Annotated in this window: 20 protein-coding genes; 14 read left to right on the forward strand and 6 right to left on the reverse strand. The window is 69.8% G+C overall.

Features of this window, described 5'->3' with window-relative positions; translation table 11 throughout:
• Positions 1–192: 192 nt before the first annotated feature.
• Positions 193–1023: a helix-turn-helix transcriptional regulator gene (locus IG98_RS0120930; RefSeq protein ID WP_030914496.1), complete on the reverse strand. Its 831-nt coding sequence runs from the start codon at positions 1021–1023 to the stop codon at positions 193–195.
• A gap of 135 nt (positions 1024–1158) precedes the next feature.
• Here IG98_RS0120930 and IG98_RS0120935 point away from each other — a divergent pair, with 135 nt between their 5' ends.
• From IG98_RS0120935 to cydB, 3 genes are all read left to right on the forward strand, one after another.
• Entirely contained in the window at positions 1159–2574 is a 1416-nt protein-coding gene (locus IG98_RS0120935; RefSeq protein WP_030914498.1) for an MFS transporter, read from the forward strand.
• A gap of 447 nt (positions 2575–3021) precedes the next feature.
• On the forward strand, positions 3022–4446 hold the full coding sequence (locus IG98_RS0120940) for a cytochrome ubiquinol oxidase subunit I (RefSeq protein ID WP_030914501.1): 1425 nt from the start codon (positions 3022–3024) through the stop codon (positions 4444–4446).
• 11 nt (positions 4447–4457) lie between these two features.
• Positions 4458–5414, forward strand: coding sequence for a cytochrome d ubiquinol oxidase subunit II (gene cydB, locus IG98_RS0120945; RefSeq protein ID WP_030914504.1), 957 nt, complete (start codon positions 4458–4460; stop codon positions 5412–5414).
• Between the two features lie 57 nt (positions 5415–5471).
• Here the strand turns inward: cydB and IG98_RS0120950 are convergent, their stop codons facing one another.
• A complete protein-coding gene (locus tag IG98_RS0120950; RefSeq protein ID WP_030914507.1) occupies positions 5472–7055 on the reverse strand; it encodes an LLM class flavin-dependent oxidoreductase in 1584 nt (527 codons plus the stop codon).
• A 119-nt stretch (positions 7056–7174) separates the two neighbouring features.
• Here IG98_RS0120950 and IG98_RS0120955 point away from each other — a divergent pair, with 119 nt between their 5' ends.
• The 11 genes from IG98_RS0120955 to IG98_RS48090 all read left to right on the forward strand — a co-directional run bounded on the left by IG98_RS0120955 (position 7175) and on the right by IG98_RS48090 (position 16013).
• Positions 7175–7720: a MarR family winged helix-turn-helix transcriptional regulator gene (locus IG98_RS0120955; RefSeq protein WP_051752562.1), complete on the forward strand. Its 546-nt coding sequence runs from the start codon at positions 7175–7177 to the stop codon at positions 7718–7720.
• Between the two features lie 102 nt (positions 7721–7822).
• Positions 7823–8710 (forward strand): LLM class flavin-dependent oxidoreductase, encoded by an 888-nt coding sequence (locus IG98_RS0120960; protein ID WP_037970899.1) that lies wholly within the window; start codon positions 7823–7825, stop codon positions 8708–8710.
• A gap of 192 nt (positions 8711–8902) precedes the next feature.
• Complete coding sequence (locus IG98_RS0120965; protein WP_030914516.1) at positions 8903–9481, forward strand: GNAT family N-acetyltransferase; 579 nt, start codon at positions 8903–8905, stop codon at positions 9479–9481.
• Between the two features lie 167 nt (positions 9482–9648).
• Positions 9649–10725 carry a sigma-70 family RNA polymerase sigma factor gene (locus IG98_RS0120970; protein WP_030914519.1) on the forward strand — a complete coding sequence of 359 codons (1077 nt, stop codon included), beginning with the start codon at positions 9649–9651 and terminating at the stop codon, positions 10723–10725.
• On the forward strand, positions 10722–11009 hold the full coding sequence (locus IG98_RS0120975; RefSeq protein ID WP_211264047.1) for a cupin domain-containing protein: 288 nt from the start codon (positions 10722–10724) through the stop codon (positions 11007–11009). Before IG98_RS0120970 ends, IG98_RS0120975 begins: the two co-directional genes overlap by 4 nt.
• Before the next feature lie 32 nt (positions 11010–11041).
• Positions 11042–11860, forward strand: a complete 819-nt coding sequence (locus tag IG98_RS0120980; RefSeq protein ID WP_030914524.1) for an alpha/beta fold hydrolase — start codon at positions 11042–11044, stop codon at positions 11858–11860.
• 81 nt (positions 11861–11941) lie between these two features.
• Positions 11942–12364 carry a hypothetical protein gene (locus tag IG98_RS0120985; RefSeq protein WP_030914526.1) on the forward strand — a complete coding sequence of 141 codons (423 nt, stop codon included), beginning with the start codon at positions 11942–11944 and terminating at the stop codon, positions 12362–12364.
• The gene (locus IG98_RS0120990; RefSeq protein ID WP_037970901.1) at positions 12361–13011 is read left to right on the forward strand and encodes a DUF998 domain-containing protein; all 651 of its coding nucleotides are present in this window, start codon (positions 12361–12363) and stop codon (positions 13009–13011) included. The genes IG98_RS0120985 and IG98_RS0120990 overlap by 4 nt, the downstream gene beginning before the upstream one ends.
• Positions 13012–13425: 414 nt before the next feature.
• Positions 13426–14064, forward strand: coding sequence for a hypothetical protein (locus IG98_RS0120995; RefSeq protein ID WP_063766252.1), 639 nt, complete (start codon positions 13426–13428; stop codon positions 14062–14064).
• A 292-nt stretch (positions 14065–14356) separates the two neighbouring features.
• Positions 14357–15277 (forward strand): DNA-processing protein DprA, encoded by a 921-nt coding sequence (locus IG98_RS0121000; protein ID WP_030914538.1) that lies wholly within the window; start codon positions 14357–14359, stop codon positions 15275–15277.
• Positions 15261–16013 carry a phosphoribosyltransferase gene (locus tag IG98_RS48090; protein ID WP_157594436.1) on the forward strand — a complete coding sequence of 251 codons (753 nt, stop codon included), beginning with the start codon at positions 15261–15263 and terminating at the stop codon, positions 16011–16013. Before IG98_RS0121000 ends, IG98_RS48090 begins: the two co-directional genes overlap by 17 nt.
• Positions 16014–16071: 58 nt before the next feature.
• On the opposite strand, the gene cutA is transcribed toward IG98_RS48090, so the two are convergent.
• From cutA to IG98_RS0121025, 4 genes are read right to left on the reverse strand one after another with little or no spacing between them, the layout of a single operon-like run.
• Positions 16072–18480, reverse strand: a complete 2409-nt coding sequence (gene cutA / locus IG98_RS0121010; RefSeq protein WP_030914544.1) for an aerobic carbon-monoxide dehydrogenase large subunit — start codon at positions 18478–18480, stop codon at positions 16072–16074.
• Between the two features lie 7 nt (positions 18481–18487).
• A complete protein-coding gene (locus IG98_RS0121015) occupies positions 18488–19039 on the reverse strand; it encodes a (2Fe-2S)-binding protein (protein WP_051752567.1) in 552 nt (183 codons plus the stop codon).
• Positions 19032–19901 (reverse strand): FAD binding domain-containing protein, encoded by an 870-nt coding sequence (locus IG98_RS0121020; RefSeq protein WP_030914551.1) that lies wholly within the window; start codon positions 19899–19901, stop codon positions 19032–19034. Before IG98_RS0121020 ends, IG98_RS0121015 begins: the two co-directional genes overlap by 8 nt.
• Positions 19898–21277, reverse strand: coding sequence for a uracil-xanthine permease family protein (locus IG98_RS0121025; protein ID WP_030914554.1), 1380 nt, complete (start codon positions 21275–21277; stop codon positions 19898–19900). Before IG98_RS0121025 ends, IG98_RS0121020 begins: the two co-directional genes overlap by 4 nt.
• Positions 21278–21328: the final 51 nt, after the last annotated feature.

Raw genomic sequence — 21328 nt, forward strand, 5'->3', positions numbered from 1 at the left:
CTTCTCTTCGAACATGGGCAAGATCCTGCCAGGGGCACACGGGCGACGAGGACCAGTTCGACTTCAACCCGGTGAACCTATGCGGTCACGGCACTAGCTCGGCGATCCCGCCGGCAGGTTCACCTCGTACCGTCCGCCGGTGGAGCGGTGCCGTGCCCGAGCGCGGTGAGATCGCTCGCCGCCGACGGCCGGTTACAGAGAGGTCAGCAACCGCAGGGCCGCGAACGAGGCACTGCCGGGCTTGGCAGCGTGTGTCAGGATGCGCTGACCGTTAGCTTCGGGCAGATGCAGCACCTCGTAGTCAAGCTCAAGGTCGCCGATCTCGGGATGGCGGAACCGTTTCGAACCACTGGTGCACAACTTCACGGCGTGACCGGCCCACAACGAGGCGAACTCCGGGCTGTTCACGCTGAGTTCTCCCACAAGTTCAGCCAGGCGCCGGTCGTCGGCGAACTGAGCCGCGACGTAGCGCAGTGAGGCCACTGCGAGCGCCGCCTCGGCATTCCAATCGATGTAGAGGTCACGGGTGTGTGGATCAAGGAACAGCATCCGGATCTGGTTCGGCCGGTCCGTCGACCTCACGGGGGCGGTGAAATCGAGGTGTCCGGCCAACAGACGGTGCCCGGCACGGTTCCAGGCGAGGACGTCGTTGAACCGGCCCAGCAGCACAGCGGGGACATCACCCATCGCGTGCAGTAACTGCTCGGCGCCGGGCTTGGCGCTCTCCGGCTTCGGCGGGCGACGGCGTCTGGCCGGAGCCGGGCGGGCAAGCGCGAACAGGTGCGCCCGCTCATCCGCGTCCAACCGCAGGGCCCGGGCCAGTGCATCGACGACCGCGTCGGAGGCGTTCTGCGATTGCCCCTGCTCCAGGCGGGTCAGATAGGTCACCGAGACCCCGGCAAGCTGTGCGAGCTCCTCGCGCCGTAGACCGGGCACTCGGCGGCGGCCGTAGGTGCGCACGCCGGCGCCTTCGGGGGTGAGCCGATCGCGGCGCGAGCGGAGAAACTCTCCGAGCTCGGTCACCGGTCGGTCCTCGTACGCAAGCTGTACCGCCATGCCGCTATTCTCGCCGACCGCGACAGCCGGAGCCTGTCCCTCTCAGTGCTAGGCAACCGGGGGTTCTGGCTGCGCGCGGCAGGGCCGCCGAGCCTGGATCACATGCCGGACATCAAAACATCTGTTGCACCATCGTCCACTGCCCCCGAACAGCTGACCGCGCGCAAGCGGGTCGTGTTGGCAGTGCTGCTCACGGCGAACTTCACGCTCGCGGTGGACTTCTCCATCCTCAACGTCGCGCTGCCGCACATCGGCCGCGACCTCGGTTTCGCCACTGGTGACCTGCAATGGATCGTCACGTCGTTCGCGCTCTGCGCCGCCGGGTTCACCTTGTTCCTCGGCCGCGTCGCAGACCTGTTCGGACGCAGCCGACTCTTCCTCCTCGGCATCGTCCTGCTCGGCGTTTTCTCTCTTGCCGGCGGCCTGGCCCAAGAGCCCGTCCTCCTGCTCACCGCTCGCGTCGGCCAGGGCATCGCCACCGCGATGGTCACCCCCGCCGCCTTGTCGCTACTGACCACGATGTTCGGCGAAGGTCCGGCACGCTCGCGTGCCCTCGGTCTCAACGGCGCCCTCATGGCCGCCGGTTTCACCACCGGTGCGGTGCTCGGCGGCCTCCTCACCGGCGTGGTGAGCTGGCGGTGGGCGTTCTTCATCAACGTCGTCGTCGCCATCGCCGTTCTTCTCACCGCCCCGTTCGTCCTGGCCGAGAAGCCGGCCGAGAGGCGCCCCCGCCTCGACCTCCCCGGTGCGATCACCGTCACGTTCGGTCTCGTCGCCCTGGTCTACGGCATCGCCACCGCCGGCGAGGCGGGCTGGCGCAGCCCCGCCTCATGGGGGCCGATCGTCGCCGCCGTCGTGTTCTTCGCGATCTTCTGGGCCATCGAATCCCGAGTGCCCGAACCGCTCGTCGCCCCCGCGCTGCTGCGGCGCAGCAACGTCGCGTGGGGCAACCTCGCGGGACTCCTCGCCTTCGCGACCGAAACCTCGCTCGTGTTCCTCCTGACCCTCTACCTCCAGAAGATCCTCGGCTACAGCGCCGTGGGTGCAGGCCTCATCCTCGCCGTCCTCGGCATAGGAACCGTTGTTGGAGGACTCCTCGCCCCAAAGGTCATCGGCAGGACCGGGGCGAAGGTCGCGATCATCATCGGCTTCGTCGTTCAAGCAGCCGCGACGATCCCGCTCGCCTTCGTCGGAGACGACCGCGGATGGCTCATCGCACTGCTCATCGTCACCTTCATCGGCGGGGTCGCGAACCTCGTCGCGATCGTCGGCTACACCGTCATCGCCACCGCCGGCGTCCCGAGTGAACAGCAAGGACTTGCGACCGGACTGGTCACCATGAGCCAGCAGGTCGGTATCACCCTCGGCACACCGGTCATGTCCACTCTCGCCATGAGCCAGGTCGCCGCATCCCTTCTTCCCGGATTGCGGTTCGCGATCGGCATCAACGCCGCCCTCGCGATTGTCACAGCACTCCTGGCGGCGATCTTCCTACGCCTTCCCACGGGCAGGCCCTAGCGTCGGCCGGCCGGCGTCCCGATTCGGTGGAGGCAGGCGCATCCGTGCCCGCTTCACCCGGCGGCGAGGGCCGCGAATCCGGTGCGCGAGGCTCGCGGTGTCGCCCGTGCGACGTACCTCGAAATCACTCCGGAGGTGGATGCCCCGGGGGCGCCGCCGGCCCCACCATGGACTCACGCCTCCGGGGGGATGGCGGGCGGCGGGGATACGTCCCATGTGACGGGACATGCGTGGAGGTATTCCCCACGGCCTGAGGAGAGCTGGCGTCGCGAGCCGAAGGACGGTCTCGGTCCGGCTGAGAAGTGCGGTCTCGCACCGGACCATGTGACAAAGATCGCACCAGCTCGCGACGCCCCTCCCTCTTTTTACTCTACAGCTTGTAGTACTACTAGGGATAGAACTACGAGTTGTAGAGCAACAGGCCCGCGAGGGGAACGTGAAGGGACGATGGACGCACTAGACCTGGCCCGGTGGCAGTTCGGGGTGACCACCGTGTACCACTTTCTGTTCGTGCCCCTGACCATCGGCCTCGGCGTCTTCGTGGCCGGCCTGCAGACCGCCTGGCACCGCACGGGCAAGGAGCACTACCTGCGGCTGACGAAGTTCTTTGGGAAGATCTTCCTGATCAACTTCGCGATGGGCGTGGTGACCGGCATCGTGCAGGAGTTCCAGTTCGGCATGAACTGGAGCGAGTACTCGATCTTCGTCGGTGACGTCTTCGGCGCCCCGCTGGCGCTGGAGGCACTGCTCGCGTTCTTCCTGGAGTCGACCTTCATCGGTCTGTGGATCTTCGGCTGGGACAAGCTGCCCAAACGCGTTCACCTGGCCACCATCTGGATCGCGGTCATCGGCTCCACCGTGTCCGCCTACTTCATCCTCGCCGCCAACGCCTGGATGAAGCACCCTGTCGGCTACGAGGTGATCGACGGCAAGGCCCGGATGACCGACCTGTGGGCGGTGCTCACCAACTCCGCCGCCCTCGCGCAGGTGCCCCACGTGGTGGGGGCGGCCTTCGTGGTCGGGGGCGGTTTCGTGCTGGCGGTCTGCGGCCACCAGGTCCTGAAGGAGCGGCGCACCGCCACGGCGCGGCGGAACCCCCCGAGCATCTGGCGGACCCCGATCCGGGCCGCGCTGGCCATGACGGCGATCGCCGGCGCGGTGGTCGCGGTCAGCGGGGACATGTCCGCCAAGCTGCTGTACGAGCAGCAGCCGATGAAGCTGGCCGCCGCCGAGGGGCTCACCCACGACACGGCCGGCGCGGCGTTCTCCCCGGTACCGGGGGTGGAGATCCCCAAACTGCTCAGCTTCCTGTCCACCAACGACCCGAACGCGGTCGTCCAGGGCACGACGGACATACAGACCCGGTTCACCGAGCAGTTCGGCCCGGCCGACTACCTGCCCAACCTGCCGGTGGTCTTCTGGTCCTTCCGCGTAATGATCGTCTTCGGGATGGCCACGGTGGGCCTGTCGATTCTCGGCCTCTGGCTGACCCGAAGGCGCCGCGGCGGCAACCATCCGCAGCAGGAGATCCCGGCCTGGTTCGCCAGGGCCGCCCTGCTGGCGCTGCCGCTGCCGACCATCGCGATGATCTCGGGCTGGCTGCTCTCCGAGATCGGCCGCCAGCCGTGGACCGTTCAGGGTGAGCTACTCACCGCGGCGAGCGTGTCGCCCGGCGTGAGCCTCACCGAGGTGGCCATCTCACTTGCGGTCTTCACCCTGGTCTACGGCGTGTTCGCGGTGGCCGAGGCCGTACTGATCATCCGCCACGTCAAGGCAGGCCCCGAACCCGCTGTTCCCGCCGCGCCCCTCATCCCGCCCTCGCGCGACGACCAGGCCGCGGACGTCCGGCTCCAGCCGACCCTGATGTACTGAAGGCGACCATCATGGAACTCACCACCTTCTGGTTCGTACTCATCGCGTTCCTGTGGATCGGCTACTTCGTGCTGGAGGGCTTCGACTTCGGCGTGGGCATGCTGGCACCGGCACTGGCCAGGAACGAGGCCGAGCGCAAGCAGGTCCTGGGCACGATCGGCCCGGTCTGGGACGGCAACGAGGTCTGGCTGATCACCGCGGTCGGCGCCATGTTCGCCGCCTTCCCCGCCTGGTACGCCGGGCTGCTCAGCGAGTTCTACCTGCCGATCACGCTGATCCTCGTCGGGCTGATCGTGCGCGGCGTCGGCCTGGAGTGGCGCGGCAAGGTCCAGCACGCCTCCGACCGCGCCTGGTGCGACCTGAGCGTACTGGTCGGCAGCGCGCTCCCCGCGTTCCTGTGGGGCGCCGTCTTCGCCGACCTGCTGCGGAACAGCGCGCTGGCCGCGCTGGTCGGCGGGGTGCTCTCGCTCTCGCTGTGCGTGCTGCACGGGGCGGTGTTCGTCGCGCTCAAGACCTCGGGGCCGGTGCGCTCCCGTGCCCGGCGCGCCGCGGTGATCGCCGCCGCGGTGGCGCTGCCCGCCGCGGTGGTGGCACTGCCGAACATCCCCGTCACAGACGCGGTGGCCGCCGGCTGGTCGGCGGCCCCGTGGCTCTGGGCGGGCGCGCTCGCCTCGATGGCGGCTCTGGCCTCGGGGATCGCACTGACCTGGCGCGGCCGGGACGGCTGGGCGTTCGCCGCCACCGCCTCGTCCATCGCACTGGGCGGCGCCGCCCTGTTCGGCGCCCTGTGGCCCGCCCCGCTCCCCGGCCTCACCGTCGCCGAGGCCGCCTCCGGCCCGTACACGCTGGGCATGCTCACCTGGATCGGCCTGATCGCACTGCCGTTCGTACTCGGCTACCAGGCGTGGTCGTACTGGGTCTTCCGCAAGCGCCTGGTCGCCGAGGTGTCCGTCGCCAAGGTGTCCTGAGACTCGCGGGCCGGGCTCTCGCCTCCGAGAGCCCCTTCCCGGACCCGCGCGTGGCGTTCAGTGCAGGCCCAGCCTGGCGAGCGGCTCGACCAGTTCCCTCTCCTCGTACGACAGGTGGGACAGGAGCGTGTCGGTGAGCAGATCCATGGCCGCCCGCAGCTCCTTGTGGCCGTCCGGCCGGCCGACGAAGGCGACCAGCGCCCGGTCGACGCCTTCGAGGACCTCGTGGATGGCGTGGTGCTCCTGCTGGAGGCGGTCGACGACGGGCGCGAGCCTGGGGTCCGAACGGCGCAGGTGCGGAAAGAGACTCTGGTCCTCCAGGGTGTGATGGGTCGTGACGAGGCGGCAGTAGGACTCGCAGTACGTGCCGACCGTCCAGTTGTTCTGGCGCATCGTCATCGTGTTGATGTGCGAACGCGCGGCGCCGGGATCCATGGCACCGGTGGTGACCTGGTCGACGAGCCCGCGAATCTCGGTGAGCTCCTTGCGAAGGTGGTCGTGGATGTCGACAAGGTGCTGTCCGGCCTCCCGCTGCCGAGAGGTGTAGCTGCGACCCGGGTCGGGGTCCGGGCCGGTCGGACGGGTGCTCTCGTCCCAGACCTGGACGTCGGCGAGCCGGACGCCGTCGTCCGGGGTGGGGGTGACTCCCAGAGCGGGGACCGTGCCCCTGAACCGGGCGGACGGGACGACGACCGCCGACGTGCCGCGTACCTCGGCGGCGGCCCCCGACCGGTCGGCGGCGGACGACGTCGAACCGCCGCGCCCGGCCTCGACGAGTTCGCGGACGCCGGGAACGACCTCGGCGGCGAAGCGCCGGATGTCGTCGGGGTCGTCGCTCGCCAGGATGTAGGCGCTCATCCCCTGGGTGAGGGTGAGCTCGGCGAGTTGCTCGGCCCAGAGGCGCGCCGGCCCCTGGAGGAAGTCGCGCCCCGAGCCGGCGAAGGCGCCGGAGATGTTGTACAGGCGCCGGACGTCACCGGGTGAGCGTCCCGCGCCGGCCGCGGCCTCGTCGACGGCGGCGTTCATCGCCGGGAGCGCGTCCGGAGCGGCGTAGGCGCTGCTGGGCAGCCAGCCGTCCGCGAGCCGCCCGGTCAGGTCGAGCATCCGCCTCTTGTAGGCCCCCACCCAGATGCCGACGTCGTGGGCGGGCGCCGGGCCGGGGTGGGCTCCCCAGACGCGGTGATACCTGCCGTCGACCCGTACCGACCCGCCACCGGTCGCCCAGACGGCCCGAATGACCTCGATGCCCTCCGCCAGAGCGTCGACCCCCTGCGCCGCGTTCAGCCGGGGGCCGCCGACGGCGGCGATGGCCTCCCAGAACGCGCCCGCCCCGAGCCCGAGTTCGACCCGGCCGCCGCTGAGGATGTCCAGGGTCGCGACGCTGCGGGCCAGCACCGCCGGCGGGCGCAGCGGCAGGTTCGCCACGTTCGGCGACACCCGCACCGTCGAGGTGCTCGCCGCGATGACCGACAGCAGCGTCCAGGTGTCGAGGAACCGCCCCTGGTACGGATGGTCCTGCACGGTCACCAGATCCAGGCCGGCCTGCTCGGTGAGCTGGGCGAGCGCGACGACCCGCTGAGCCTGCTCGGCGACCGGGGTCAGGAAGGTTCCGAACAACAGCTCGTGCCCGTAGTCGGCCATGTCTCTCCTTGGAACGTCATGTCGTATGTGCGACACCGTGGCACGACAGATCGTATTTAAAACAGATAGATTGTCAAACAGAAGGTCTTTTTCACCTTTAGTACTGATAATCTGGCGGCATGTCCGCAACCCAACGTCCCGGCATGGAGACCTCGGACGCCCTGGACAGCGACCTGGGCTGGACCCTCGGGGTGGTCTTCCGCGCCTACGTCAGGACGGTGAACGCGCTGGTCAGCCACCTGCCCGGCGGACCCAGGGGTTACCAGGTGCTCACCGCGGCCGCCCAGGAGCTCCCTGGTGGCCAGGGGGCGCTGGCGCAGCGCCTCGGCGTCGACAAGACGGTCATGACCTACCTGCTCGACGACCTGGAGCAGGCCGGCCTGGTCGAGCGCCGGCCGGACCCCGCCGACCGGCGCAACAAGCGCATCGTCGCCACCGAGCGGGGCAGGGCGACCTGGGCCGAGACCCAGACCCGGCTCGAACACGCCGAGGAGCATGTCCTGGCCCCCCTGGACCCGGCGGACCGCTCCGTCTTCCGCGAGCTGCTACGGAAACTGGCCGTCCATGCCAACGCCCTGGACCCGGTGCACGACACCTGCCGGCTCGTCACCGAACTGGCCCCCGACACCGCCCCGGTCAAGCCACGCCGCTCCCCCCGCCACTGAGCGGCGGTCCCGGGAATCCTCACCGAATCGGCCTGAACAAAGACGGAGCGCCTTCCGAGCGGAGTTGACCTCAAGGTCACTTGAGGTTGAAGGATGGCGTCCATGGACATCGGAGTGATTCTGCCCGGCGTCGGTGTGCAGCGGGAGCAGCGGCTCGACCTGGGCACCGCCGCACGCCATGCCGAGGAGGCCGGACTCGACGGCGTCTGGCACGGCGACCACCTCGCCACCGGGGCGGCGTCGCTGGACTGCGCCGTGGCACTGGCCGTCGCGGCGACGACGACCACCCGGATCCGGATCGGCACGAGCGTGTTCATTCCGGCGATCCGGCCCCTGGCCTGGGCGGCCAAGCAGGTCGCGAGCCTGCAGCACGTCTCGGGCGGCCGGCTGGTGCTGGGCGTCGGGTCCGGCGGCGGAGCCGGGCAGTGGGCGGCGGCCGGAGTCCCGTACGGCGAGCGCGGCAGGCGGACCGATAGCGCACTGGAGTTGCTGGCACGGCTACTGGCCGGGGAGACCGTCACGCTGGTGGACGAGCCGGGCGAGGTACGGCTCCAACCGGCCGTGACGCCACCGCCGATCTGGGTCGGCAACGCCTCCGCGGTGGCCGTGCGGCGGGCGGCCCGCCATGGAGACGGCTGGTTCCCCTCGATGATCTCGCCGTCGGAGGTGGCCTCGGGCCGGGCCAAGCTGGCCGAGCTCGCCGCCGCCCACGGGCGTCCCGAGCCGGTCGTCGCCATCGGCGCCACCGGCGTCCTCGGTCCGGGCCCCGGCCTGCCCACCCGCGAGTTCATCGCCTTGGGCATCACCGGGTACGGCATCCCGATGGAGGAGGCAGTGCGGCTACCCCTCATCGGGAAGCCCGCGCAGGTGGCCGAGCGACTGGCCGCCTACCGCGACGCCGGGGCGCGGCACGTGGTCCTGGGCTTCGCGGGCGGCGACTGGCGCGACCAGTGCGACCTGCTGGCCGAGACCCGCGCGCTCCTGACCTGACCCACGCGCGCCGACCATCACCGCTCGGGCGGCGATCTCATGGAACGGAAACCGACGCGCGGGGCAGCCCCGCAGTCTCCCTGTCCTCGCCATCGGCCGGGAACCGGCACCTCCTCCACCCTCGGACGGGCTGCCCTCTCACCGACCCGATATCCGGTGGCGGACCCGGTTGCCGGCGGTGAGGATTACCGCATGCATGTCTTCCTGGAGACCGACCGGCTCGTGCTCCGCGCGTTCACCGAGGCCGACGCCGACCACCTGCTCGCACTGGACAATGACCCCGACGTCATGCGCCTCATCAACGGTGGCCGGCCGACGAGCCGCGAGGTGATCCAGGCACGGACCCTGCCGCGGCTCCTCCATGACCACCCGTGCTTCGGCACCCGCGGCTACTGGGCCGCGGAGGAGAAGGCCACCGGGGTCTTTCTGGGCTGGTTGGAATTCCGGCCCCTGACCGACCACAGTCCCGCGGTGGTCGAACTCGGCTACCGGCTGAACAAGGCCGCCTGGGGCGTCGGCCATGCCACGGAGGGATCGCGAGCCCTGATCCGTAAGGGATTCACGGAACTCGGGGTGGAGCGGGTGACCGCGAACACCATGGCCGTCAACACGCGATCCCGCCGCGTGATGGAAAAAGTCGGCCTGTCATTCGTTCGAAGCTTCACCGGGGACTGGCCGGAGGCGATCGAGGGCTCCGAGCACGGCGAAGTCGAGTATGAACTCACCTGGGCCGAGTGGAGACGGCATCGGCAGGCGCCAGCCGTCCGGTAGAACGGCGCCGCTCCGCACTTCACGGGTTTCGTCAGCTGTGACAGGTAGTGAAGGGGAGACCGTCAAACACCAGGGTCTCTTCCGAGGGGCGCAGGCGATCCGATTCCTTCCGGTGGCGGTGACCGTCCTATCGTCATCAATACGTGTTGGCGTAGGAGACGGTAGACATGGTCGAGGAGCAAGGCGGTGGTGGTCCGGCGGAGGACACGGCCGTGGTGGGCGCCGCGCCGGCCGGTGACGAGGGGGCGTTCGGAGCGCTCGTCGAGCCTTTGCGGTGGGAGTTGCGGGTGCACTGCTACCGGATGCTGGGCTCCTACGACGACGCGGAGGACATCGTCCAGGAGACCTTCCTGCGGGCATGGCGCCGCCGGGAGACCTATGAGGGGCGGTCGACGTTCCGGGCCTGGCTCTACAAGATCGCGACGAACGCGTGCCTGGACCTGATCGACCGGAACAAACGGCGGGTCGCGCCGTACCAGGTTCCACCGCTGGTCGAGTCGGGCACGCCGGTGCAGCCGCCTGCCGATGTGTCGTGGTTGCAGCCGGTCCCGGATCGGCTGCTGGAGCCGGCCGTCGACGGGGCCGAAGGGCCGGAAGCGGTGGCGGTCGCGCGGGAGACGATCGAGCTCGCCTTCCTGGTGGCGATCCAGCGACTCCCCGCCCGGCAGCGGGCCGTACTGATCACCAGGGATGTGCTGGGCTGGCCCGCCACCGAGACGGCCGCGCTGCTGGGCACCAGCGTGGCGTCGGTGAAGAGCGCGTTGCAGCGAGCGCGGGCGACACTGAAACAGCATCTGCCCCAGCGGCGCGAGGACTGGGCGCCTTCGGCCGAGCCGAGCACGGACGAACGCGCGCTGTTGCGACGTTACGTCCAGGCGCATCAGCAAGCCGACCTGGGCATGCTCACCGGGTTGCTCACCGAGGACGTGCGGATGACGATGCCGCCGCATCCGGCGTGGCTGGTCGGGCGGGATGCGCTGCTGACCCTTACCGGACAGGTCTTCGACTCCGGCTCGGAGTGGTACCACGGGCGCTGGCACAGCGTGGTCACCGGCGCGAATCTCCAACCCGCGGTGGCACACTATGTCGAATACCCCACCACACCCGAGACCAGGGACCTGACCGGGCGGTTCCGCGGCCAGGTGCTGGACGTGCTGCGGATCGACGGCGGCCGGATCACCGAGATCACGTCGTTCGCACCACACCACTTCGCCGCGTTCGGCCTGCCCCTGGTCCTGCCGTGACCATGGGATTCCAGCGGCGCGAGGTGGTCCTGGCCTGCGGTGAGGTCCGCGACTACGACGCGGCCGCCTGGCACGACACGATCGTCTGGGTGCGAGACGGGGAGGTCGAACTCGAGACGATCGACGGCACCGGGCAGCGCTTCGGCGTCGGCGCGGTGCTGTGTCTGGCCGGCCTGCCGCTGCGCGTGCTGCGCAACCCGGGACCGGGGGCCGCCACCCTGGTCGCGATACGTCGAAACCAGACCGATTCCTTCTCCGCCCAGGCGCCGTCATACAGCTGTTAACACCACATGACACCTGAGACGGGGCAACAATCATGCGCACCACCAGCGAAACGGCGGTCATCTCCCGGGACGGAACCGAGATCGCGTTCGAGCGGCTCGGTGCCGGGCCCGCGGTCATCCTGGTGTCCTCGGCGCTGGCCGACCGCTCCGACACCGGTAAGCTCGCCGGCCTGCTCGCCCGGCACTTCACCGTGATCAACTACGACCGGCGGGGCCGGGGCGCCAGCGGCGACGCCCCCGGGTACGCGGTCGAACGCGAGGTCGAGGACATCGCGGCGTTGATCGGCCATGCCGGGGGGTCGGCGTCGCTGTTCGGGAGTTCGTCAGGGGCGGTGCTGGCGTTGCGTGCCGCGGCGGCCGGGCTCGACATCGAGAGGCTGGCGCTCTACGAGCCGCCGTTCGTGATCGGCGACGACGGCTTCGGCCCGCCCAAGGACTACACCCGGCATCTCGACGCGCTACTGGCCGCCGACCGGCGCGGCGACGCGGTCAGGTACTTCATGACCGAGGCGCAGGGCATGCCCGCGTTCATGGTGACCATGATGCGGCTGATGCCGGGTATGTGGTCGAGCCTCAGGGCACTGGCGCACACGCTGCCCTACGACGCCGCGGTGATGGGCGACACCCAGCAGGGTAGGCCGCTGGAGGCCGGCCGATGGTCGGCCGCGACAGCGCCGACCCTGGTACTGACCGGCGGCAAGAGCCCGGCCGGATTCCACAACGCCGCACGGGCGCTCGCCCAGGTCCTGCCCGACGCCGAACACCGCATTCTGCCCGGCCTCAACCACGGCGCCGTGGCCATGGCCCCCAAGAAGCTCGCGCCCGCGCTCGTGGAATTCCTGCACGGCTGAGCCGGGCACCGATTCCTTTCCGGGCGCCGTGCCGTCATACAACCAAACCCAGCAGCATCGAAGCGTACGAGAGAGGTTCTCATGTCGAACAAGCAGGACACCGCGCTGGCCGAGCTCGACCGGCTCGTCGGCACCTGGAAGGTGAGCGGCGAGGCCACCGGCCAGGTCACCTACTCCTGGCTGGCAGGCCGTCACTTCCTCAAGCAGGAGGTCGACCTCTGGCAGGCCGGTCAGCACATCACCGGCATCGAGATCATCGGCCGGAACAAGCCGTTCGGCGCCGAGGAACCAGGCGAGGACATCATCGCCCGGTTCTACGGCAGCGAGGGCGAGACCCTCGATTACGTCTACGAGATCGACGGCGACACGCTCACCATCTGGAGCGGCGAGAAAGGCTCACCCGCCTACTACCGCGCCCGGTTCAGCCCCGACGGCGACAGCCTGTCCGGGGACTGGATCTGGCCCGGCGGCGGCTACCACGCCGAGCAGAACCGGGTTCGATGACCGACACCACGACCACGAGGCGACTGCTGACCGCCGGCGCGGTCGCGACCCCGCTGTTCTTCACGGTGGCGTTCGCCCAGGCGTTCACCCGAGACGGCTTCGATCTCTCCCGGCACATGCTCAGCCAGTTGGCGACCGGAGATCTCGGATGGCTGCAGATCGCCAACTTCGTCGTCACCGGCACACTGTTCATCGCGGCGGCCATCGGGATGCGGCGGACACTGCGCCAGGGCCGCGGGGCGAAATGGGGCCCCCGACTGATCGGGATCTTCGGCGGTGCACTGGTCCTCGCGGGCATCTTCGTCACCGACCCGGCGAGCGGCTACCCCGCCGGGTCAGCCGACGGAGTGATCTCCTGGCACGGCGCGCTTCACAACGTGGCCTCCATGGTGGCCGGTCTTGCCCTGCTGGCAGCGAGCCTGGTGTTCGCCCGCCGGTTCCTCGCCGGCAAGCAGAAAGGGTGGGCGATCTACAGCGTGGCCGGCGGGATCGTCTACGCCGTCCTGCCACAGACCAACCCCGGGCTGATGAGCCTGCTGTTCGCCGTCGCATCGCTGATCGGCTGGGCCTGGATCTCCACGCTCTCCCTCCACCTCGTCAACACCGGCATGGCTGAGGCGACCACGCCCCAACTTCAGCGCGCATAACAATCATCAGTGGGGCCCGGTGTCAAAGGACACGGGCCCCACTTTCCACGCTCCCGCTCTCGGAGCCGCGCGAGCCTAGGGCCCGCTCCACCGTGATGGACGCAGTTGCGCGAGCCCGCAGACTCAAGGGCCTCCGAGGCCGCTCCCCACGAAGGCCCGCCCACCCATCGCCTATCCCGATGACCAGCGGCGGAGATCTGCGAGGCCGATGGGTTTCACGTCATCCTGACCAACGACGCCCGGCAAAGGCCTCCATCTGCCTGATGGCCAGGTCCACGGCCGCGCGCTCCTCCTCTCGAAGAGGTCGATCAGCACATAGGCGATCGAGTGCGAGAATTCACCCGCGTTACCGGCGGACGCCACCGCCGATGTGAACACCGCCGCCGGGTCAGCGACAACAGGGTGAGGAGCGGCATGGCTGATCAGCATGTGAACGACGTGGGAGCGTCTGGACAAGGCCTGAGGGGCGAGGGAGAGCGTGGGGGCCTCGCCTGGGTGGTGACGGAGGTGGCCGCTCCCCAGTACGTCGCGATCGCGTTGCCGCCGGTGACCGGTCTGCTCGCTCACGGGTGGACAGGCGCGATGTGGGGTCTGCTCACGGCGGCGTTGTGCGCCGGCGCGCCCGTAGGGGTGATCGCGGTCGGTGTGCGGCGGGGGCGCCTGGACTCGATGCACCTGGTCGACCGGAAATCCCGTAGCGGGCCGATGCTCGCCGGTCTGATCGCGGTGGCGGTCGGCCTGGTGCTGCTCGCCCTGCTGGACGCGCCGGCCATCGTGACGGCGACGGCGGCGGTGATGCTCGGCTGGGTGCTGGTCATGGGTTCGATCACGATGTGGTGGAAGATCTCCTTTCACACGGGGGTGGCCGCCGGGGCGACGGTCGTGCTGGCGCACGTGCTGCCCGCCGTGGCGACGCTCGCGGTGGGTGCCGCTCTCGTCGGTGTGATCGGCTGGGCCCGGGTACGGGTATCCCACCACACGCCCACCCAGACCATCGCGGGTGCGGCGGCCGGAGCGGGCGTGGCGTGGGCGGTACTGACGCTGACGCTCTGACCTCGGTGGCCGGCGCCCACGTCACGCGGCTGGAATCGAGGTCCTCGTGTGTCCCCCTTGAGCCCGACACAGAATAGTTCGATACCCCCAAATGCACGCTCGGTGAATGACCCCTCTCCGGAAGGTTCTCCCAATCCTGGTGGCCCGGCCAGACCGGGGCAGAGATTGGAGATGCACGGGAGAGTCAACCCACAAAGATCGAAGATCTCGCCAGAGGTTCGAACACTTGTTTTTATGATGGAAATGGTGAGGCTCTGGGGCCGCGCCCCTGCGCACCGATAGCATCGGGAGCATGGTTCCGGAACTGTGTGAACGTGCCGCTCTGGTGGCGTTGCTGCAGCGCCCCGGGGCCAGGTGGCAGGATATCGCGATCGAGGTGCTGGAAACGGGCAGCGCGGTGGCCGTGCTGGAGTCCGCGCTCAAGCTGCAGGACACGCTGTTTCCCGAGACGGATCCGGTGGTGTCCGCCATCGCCGGTGCGGCGGAGACCCTGCGAGGGTGGGAGGCGGCCGGCATCGGGGTCCACGCCTGCTTCGATCCCGGCTATCCGAGTCAACTCCGCAGCATCCACCAGATGCCCCCGCTGTTGTTCTCCCGAGGGGCACTGACGCATGACCGGCGGGCGATCGCCGTGGTCGGCACCCGGCAGGCGAGTGAGCAGGGTCTGCGGATCGCCTCCGCGGTCGCGACCGAACTGGCCCTGAACGACGTGACCGTTGTCAGCGGCCTGGCCAGAGGCATCGACACCGCCGCGCACACCGCCGCGCTCAAGGCGCACGGGCGCACGGTGGCCGTCATCGGGACGGGGATCAACCGGTTCTACCCGAGCGAGAACCGCGCACTGCAGGAGCGGATCGCCGGTGAGGGCGCGGTGATCAGTCAGTTCTGGCCTGACGCGCCACCGAGCAAACAGAGCTTCCCGATGCGCAACGCCGTGATGAGCGGTTACGCGGCGGCCACGGTGGTGGTGGAAGCGCCGTGGAAGAGCGGTGCGCGTATTCAGGCCCGGCTCGCATTGGAACACGGCCGTCCCGTGGTAATGCCAGATCAACTCCTGGAGCACGACTGGGCGCGGGAATACGCGAAAAAACCCGGCGTCCATGTGGTCGCCGGCCTGGAAGAGTTACTCTCGGTGGTGGAGCAGTTGATCTCGGATCTGCACACCGGCCCTGAATCGCTTCCGGAGGCCCACCACCTTGCCTGGAGCAGTTGACCCCTGGAACCTCGTACGCGCACGTGTCGCCCAGCAAGCCCACTATCTACGCAATCCACTCAGGCCCACGCCCCTGGTCTGTTACGTCTGCTGCGGTCCCGCCAACCCTGGCTGGACCCGCTGTTACCCCTGTGACCAGCATCTGAGAGCCGCCCAGTGCCGCGCCGCCGACGTCGTGGTTCCCATCTCCTACGCGATCAAGCGGGCCCAGCACGCCTATGGTCTCGCCGCCTACAAGGCGGCGATCCCGTCACCGGAGATCCAGACCAACCTGCTCAACCTCCTGCTGTTCTTCATCGAGGATCATCTCGGCTGCGTGGCACGGGCGGCCCACATCACCCGCTGGAGCCGTGTGGCGGTCGTACCCAGCACGAGAGGCCGGTCGGGCGAGCATCCGCTACGGACGCTGCTCGGCAGTCGGATCGGGCTGCCCTGGGTGAATTTCTCCGTCAACCCGAACATCCCCTCCGACGTCCGCGAGTTCCGGGCGGACCGGTTCAGCGTGTCGGACGGGGAGGTCAGGGGCGCCCAGGTACTTCTGCTCGACGACACCTGGACCACCGGATCCCGGATCCAGGCGGGGTCGTACGCGCTGAAGCTGGCGGGTGCGGAAAGGGTCGCAGCCGTCGTACTGGGCCGTCATGCGAACCCGGAGTGGGAGGGCTGGAAGCCGATCCTCCGGCAGATCAAGGACCAACCCTTCCGGCTTGACACCTGCCTGGTCCACGAGCATTGACCGACGGTCTTCGGATACGGAGATCCAGGCACGCGCGACCAAGACCGCGGCTGAAAGGTCAGGTTCCGGCTGTGGACCGCCCGGGAGCCGCGCGGCGCAGGTCGAACAGGTCCGACGGGGAGATGGGCATCCGGTCGATCCGGATCCCCTCGGCGTCCTCGATCGCCGAGGCGATCACCGCCGAGACCGGGATGACCCCCGCCTCCCCCGCCCCCTTGATGCCCAGCGGATTGAGTGGTGACGGGGTCTGCAGGTGCGCGGTCTCGACGAAGGGCACCTCGGTGGCGTACGGCATCAGGAAGTCCATGAACGAGGCGTTCAGCAGCTGGCCGTGGCCGTCGTAGACCATCTTCTCGTACAGGGCACCGCCGACGCCCTGGGCGACGCCGCCGTGGATCTGCCCCTCGACGATCATCGGGTTGATCAGGTTGCCGCAGTCGTGCACCACGGCATAGCGCAGGATACGGATCTCCGCGGTCAGCGGGTCGGTCTCCACGATCGCCGCGTGCATGCCGGAGGCGAAGGTCGAGCGGATCGGCGAGTAGTAGTCGCGTCCCTCAAGACCCGGCTCCTCCCCCTCGGCCACCGGCGGCCGGTCGAAGGACGAGGCGCCCGCGAACTGGGTCGCCCTGGCCGCCTCGGCGTCGAAGGCGTAGCGCAGCGGGTTGGACAGCACCGCCACCGTCGCCAGCGGGATCGCACTGCCGGGGGCGCCGACCACCCGCACCTCCCCGTCGACGATCTCCAGGTCGCGGGGGTCGGCCTCCAGCGCCTCGGCGGCGATCCGCAGCGCCTTCTCCTTGACCTTCCGGCAGGCCAGGGCGATCGCGTTGCCGCTCATCACCGCGGCCCGCGAGGCGAACGTGCCGACCGCGTAGCCGAACCTGCGGGTGTCCCCGGTGACCACCGAGACCCGTTCCAGCGGCACACCCAGCTCGGCCGCGGCGATCTGGGCGAACACCGTCTCGTGCCCCTGGCCCTGGGAGGTGAGCCCGGTGGAGACGTGCACCCGGCCGTCGGAGGTGATCTGGACGTGCCCGCCCTCGTACGGGCCGACGCCGGTGCCCTCGACGTAGCAGCCGATCCCGATCCCGATCGCGCGCCCCTCGGCGGCGGCGCGGGCCTTCAGCCCGGGGAAGTCGTCCCAGCCGATCAGCTCCTTGAGCAGCCGCAGCGACTCCGGGTAGTCGCCGCTGTCGTAGATCAGCGGGCGGCCGTCCTGGAAGATCAGGCCCTGGTCGTAGGGGAACTCGTCGGGCTGGACGAAGTTGGCCGCGCGTACCGCGGTGCGGTCGATCCCCAGGTGTTCGGCGATGTGGTCCATGGTCCGCTCCATGCAGAAGACCGCCTGCGGGCGGCCCGCCCCCCGGTACGGGGTGACCTGCACGGTGTTGGTGTAGATCGAGGAGAACTCGACCCGGTAGGCGCCGATCTTGTACGGGCCGAGGAGCTGGGTGGAGGTGATGATCGGCACGATGATCCCGTACGGCGTGTAGGCGCCGTGGTCGTGCAGGATCTCGACGTCCAGGCCCAGGATCCGGCCCTCGTCGTCGAAGCCGACGCGGACCGACTGCACCTGGGCGCGCTCGTGCGCGGAGGAGACGAAGTGCTCGCGCCGGTCCTCGGTCCACTTGACCTCCCGGCCGAGTGTGATCGCCGCCCACGGGACCAGGATCTCCTCCGGCCAGGGGTGCACGATCTTCACCCCGAACCCGCCGCCCACGTCCGGGGCGACCACCTCGACCTTCGGCAGCGGCAGGCCGAGCTTGGCCGCGATGGCCATCCGGACGCTGGTGGAGGTCTGGGTGCTGGAGTGGACGCGCAGCGAGCGGTCGTCGGCGTCCCAGCGGGCGTGCACGCCGCGCCCCTCCAGCGGCATGGACGCGCTGCGCTCGATGTCGAGCCGGAAGGCCAGCGTGTGCGGCGCGGCGTCGATGGCCTCGCGCGCGCCGAGCCCGGCGGTCGAGGGCACCTCCTGGACCAGGTGAGCGCCGACGTTGCCCGGCACGTCGGCGTGCACGAGCTGGGCGGACTGCGCGGCCTCCTCCACCCCGACCACCGGCTTGAGGATCTCGTAGTCGACCTCGATGAGCGCGCAGGCGTCCTCGGCGAGGTAGCGGTCTCGGGCGACGACCATCACGACGGGCTCGCCGACGTGCCTGACGATCTCGCGGGCCAGCGGGTACGCGGTGCGGCCGTGGGTCAGCGCCGGATGCGGGATGAGTAGCGGCAGCGGCTCGGCGAGCGCGCCCGGCAGGTCCTCCCAGGTGTAGATCGCCACCAGCCCGTCGACCTCGATGGCGGCCGAGACGTCGATGTCGCGGATCCGGGCGTGGGCGTGCGGGGAGCGGACGAACGCCGCCTGCAGTGCCCCCGGCGCCAGGTCGTCGAGGTAGAGGCCGCGCCCGGTCAGCAGCCGGGGGTCCTCGCGCCGCCGGACCGGCTCGCCGAACAGTTTCGTGGTCATGATCGCCTCACCGGGACGTGTCTCCTGCCTCGCCCGCCCGAGGGTCCTCCGGGACCACCCGGGGACTCCCCGCCGCGCCCGCCCAAGGCTCCTCCGCCATGATCTCGGCCGCGCGGTGCACGGACTTGACGATGTTCTGGTAGCCCGTGCACCGGCACAGGTTGCCGGAGATGCCCTCCAGCACCTCCTCGTCGCTCGGCGCCGGGTTGTCCCGCAGCAGCGCGGTCACCGTGCACAGGAAGCCGGGCGTGCAGAAGCCGCACTGCAGGCCGTGGCACTCGGCGAAGGCCCGCTGCACCGGTGAGAGCGTGCCGTCGGGGTCGGCGAGCCCCTCCACCGTGGTGACGTCGTGCCCGTCCACGGTGACCGCGAACGTCAGGCAGGAGCGGACCGGCTCGCCGTCCAGCAGCACCGTGCAGCATCCGCAGACCCCGTGTTCACATCCGACATGCGTACCGGTCAGGCCGAGGTCGTGCCGCAGGCAGTCGGACAGCAGCCGCCGCGCCGGGACCGAGGCCTGCCTGACCACCCCGTTGACGGTCAGCGTGATCTCATGCACCTACGGCCTCCCTGGCGGCGTCACGGAGTGCCTGCTCGGTGAGGACTCCGGCGAGGTGCCGCCGGTAGGCGGCGGTCGCGTGAATGTCTGCCTCCGGCTCGATCCGGTCCTGTACGGCGCGGGCCGCCGAGGCCCAGTCCGCCGACTCCGGCGGCCGGTGGCCGACGGCCTCGGTGACGTCGACGAGCACCGGGACGGGGCCGAGGCTCACGCAGGCCACCGTGGCCGAGGTGATCCTCTCCTCGTCGTCCAGCGCGACCAGCGCCGCGATCCCGGCCAGGGCGTAGTCGCCGTGCCGCCGGGCGACCTCGCGGAACGCGGTGCCCGAACGCGGCGGCGGGGCGGGGAAGAACGCGGAGACGGCCAGCTCTCCCGGATCCATCGCCGACTCCAGGGGGCCGGTGAAGAAGTCCTCGGCGGCCACGTCCCTGACGGCACCCGGCCTGGCCAGCCGTATCGACCCCTTGAGCAGGGCGAGCACGGCCGGCAGCTCGGCGGCGGGGTCTGCGTGGGCCAGGCTGCCGACCACGGTGCCCCGGTTGCGGATCACCGGGTGGGCCACCAGCCGGAGCGCCTGGCGCAGCAGCGGCTGGGCCGCGGCGACCTCTCCGGAGCGTTCCACCGCCGCGTGCCTGGCCAGGGCGCCGACCCGCACGCCGCCCGGCTCGACGTCGACGGCCGCCAGTTCGGCCAGCCGGTTGATGTCGACCAGGTGCGCGGGGGCGACCAGCCGCATGTTCAGCAGCGGGATCAGGCTCTGCCCCCCGGCGAGCACCTTGCCGTGCTCGCCGGCCCCGGCGAGGGCGTCGAGCGCCTCGCCGAGGGAGCGGGGGGCGTGGTATTCGAAGGGGGGTGGTTTCACCCGGTCGCCTCTCGTCGCAGCTCGGACACCTCTGCCGGACCGGCGCCGCCCCGTCCGGAGATGGCCCGGAGCAGGTGGTAACCCACCACCACCACGATGGTGCCGAAGGCGATGCCCTCCAGCTTGAATTCCGAACTGATCATATGCGTGACCGGTCCGATGGCGAGGATGATTCCCGCCCCGATCGGGACGAGGTTGACCGGGTCGGCGAAGTCGACCCGGTTCTCGATCCAGATCTTCGCGCCGAGCAGGCCGATCATGCCGTACAGGATGACGGTGATGCCGCCGAGCACGCCGCCCGGCGTGGCCGCGACCAGCGCGCCGAACTTCGGGCAGAGGCCGAACAGGATCGCGATGACGGCGGCGATGTAGTAGGCGGCCGTCGAGTAGACGCGGGTGGCGGCCATCACGCCGATGTTCTCGGCGTAGGTGGTGGTCGGGGAGCCGCCGAAGGTGCTGGCCACGACCGTGGCGGCGCCGTCGGCGATGATCGCCCGGCCCATGTACGGGTCGACGTCGGTCTGGGTCATCTCACCGACGGCCTTGACGTGGCCGACGTTCTCGGCGACCAGCGCGATCACGGCGGGCAGCACCAGCAGTACGGCGGAGAACTTGAAGTCGGGGAAGTGCATGTTCGGCAGGCCGATCCAGTCGGCCGCCGCCACCGCGTCAAAGCTCACCCTCGGGTGCGTGTCGATCGCGCCGGCGCCCGCATTGGAGACGGTGATGTTGCCGAAGATCCTGTCTGCCGCCCAGGAGAGGACGAAGCCGATGATCAGACCGAGCAGGATGGCGATCCTGCCGATGAAGCCCTTGAAGAGCACGATGAGGACGAACGTGACGGTCATCGTGATCAGGGCCATCCACTGGTCCTGTGGCCAGTAGATGTCGGCGACGACGTACGCCAGGCCGAAGCCGATCAGCATGACCACGGCGCCGGTGATGACCGGCGGGAAGACCCGGTTGATGACCTGCACGCCGAGGAAGTGGACGGCCACGCCCACGAGGGCGAGCACCAGTCCCGCGACCAGGATGGCACCGGTGACGATCGCGTCGGCGGCGGGCGTGTCGCCGCCCACGAGCCCCCGGATGGTCATCACGCCACCGACGAACGACGCGCTGGTACCGAGGTAGCTGGGTACCTTCCCCTTCACGATGAGCAGGAACATGATCGTTCCCACACCCGAGAACATGATGGCGACGTTGGGGTCGAGCCCCATCACCAGGGGGAAGACGAACGTGGCGCCGAACATCGCGACGACGTGCTGCGCCCCGAATCCGACCATCCGCGGCCAGGACAGCCGCTCGTCGGGTCTGACCACCTCTCCCGGGGCGAGTGTCCGGCCGTCGCCGTGTTTCGTCCAACCTGAAACCATCGAGCCCCACCTTTCACCGGGCCGTCGGTCGGTGGCCACCCCGCGGGCATC

It is taken from the genome of Streptosporangium amethystogenes, assembly GCF_000721075.1.
GTDB classification, from domain to species: domain Bacteria; phylum Actinomycetota; class Actinomycetes; order Streptosporangiales; family Streptosporangiaceae; genus Streptosporangium; species Streptosporangium amethystogenes.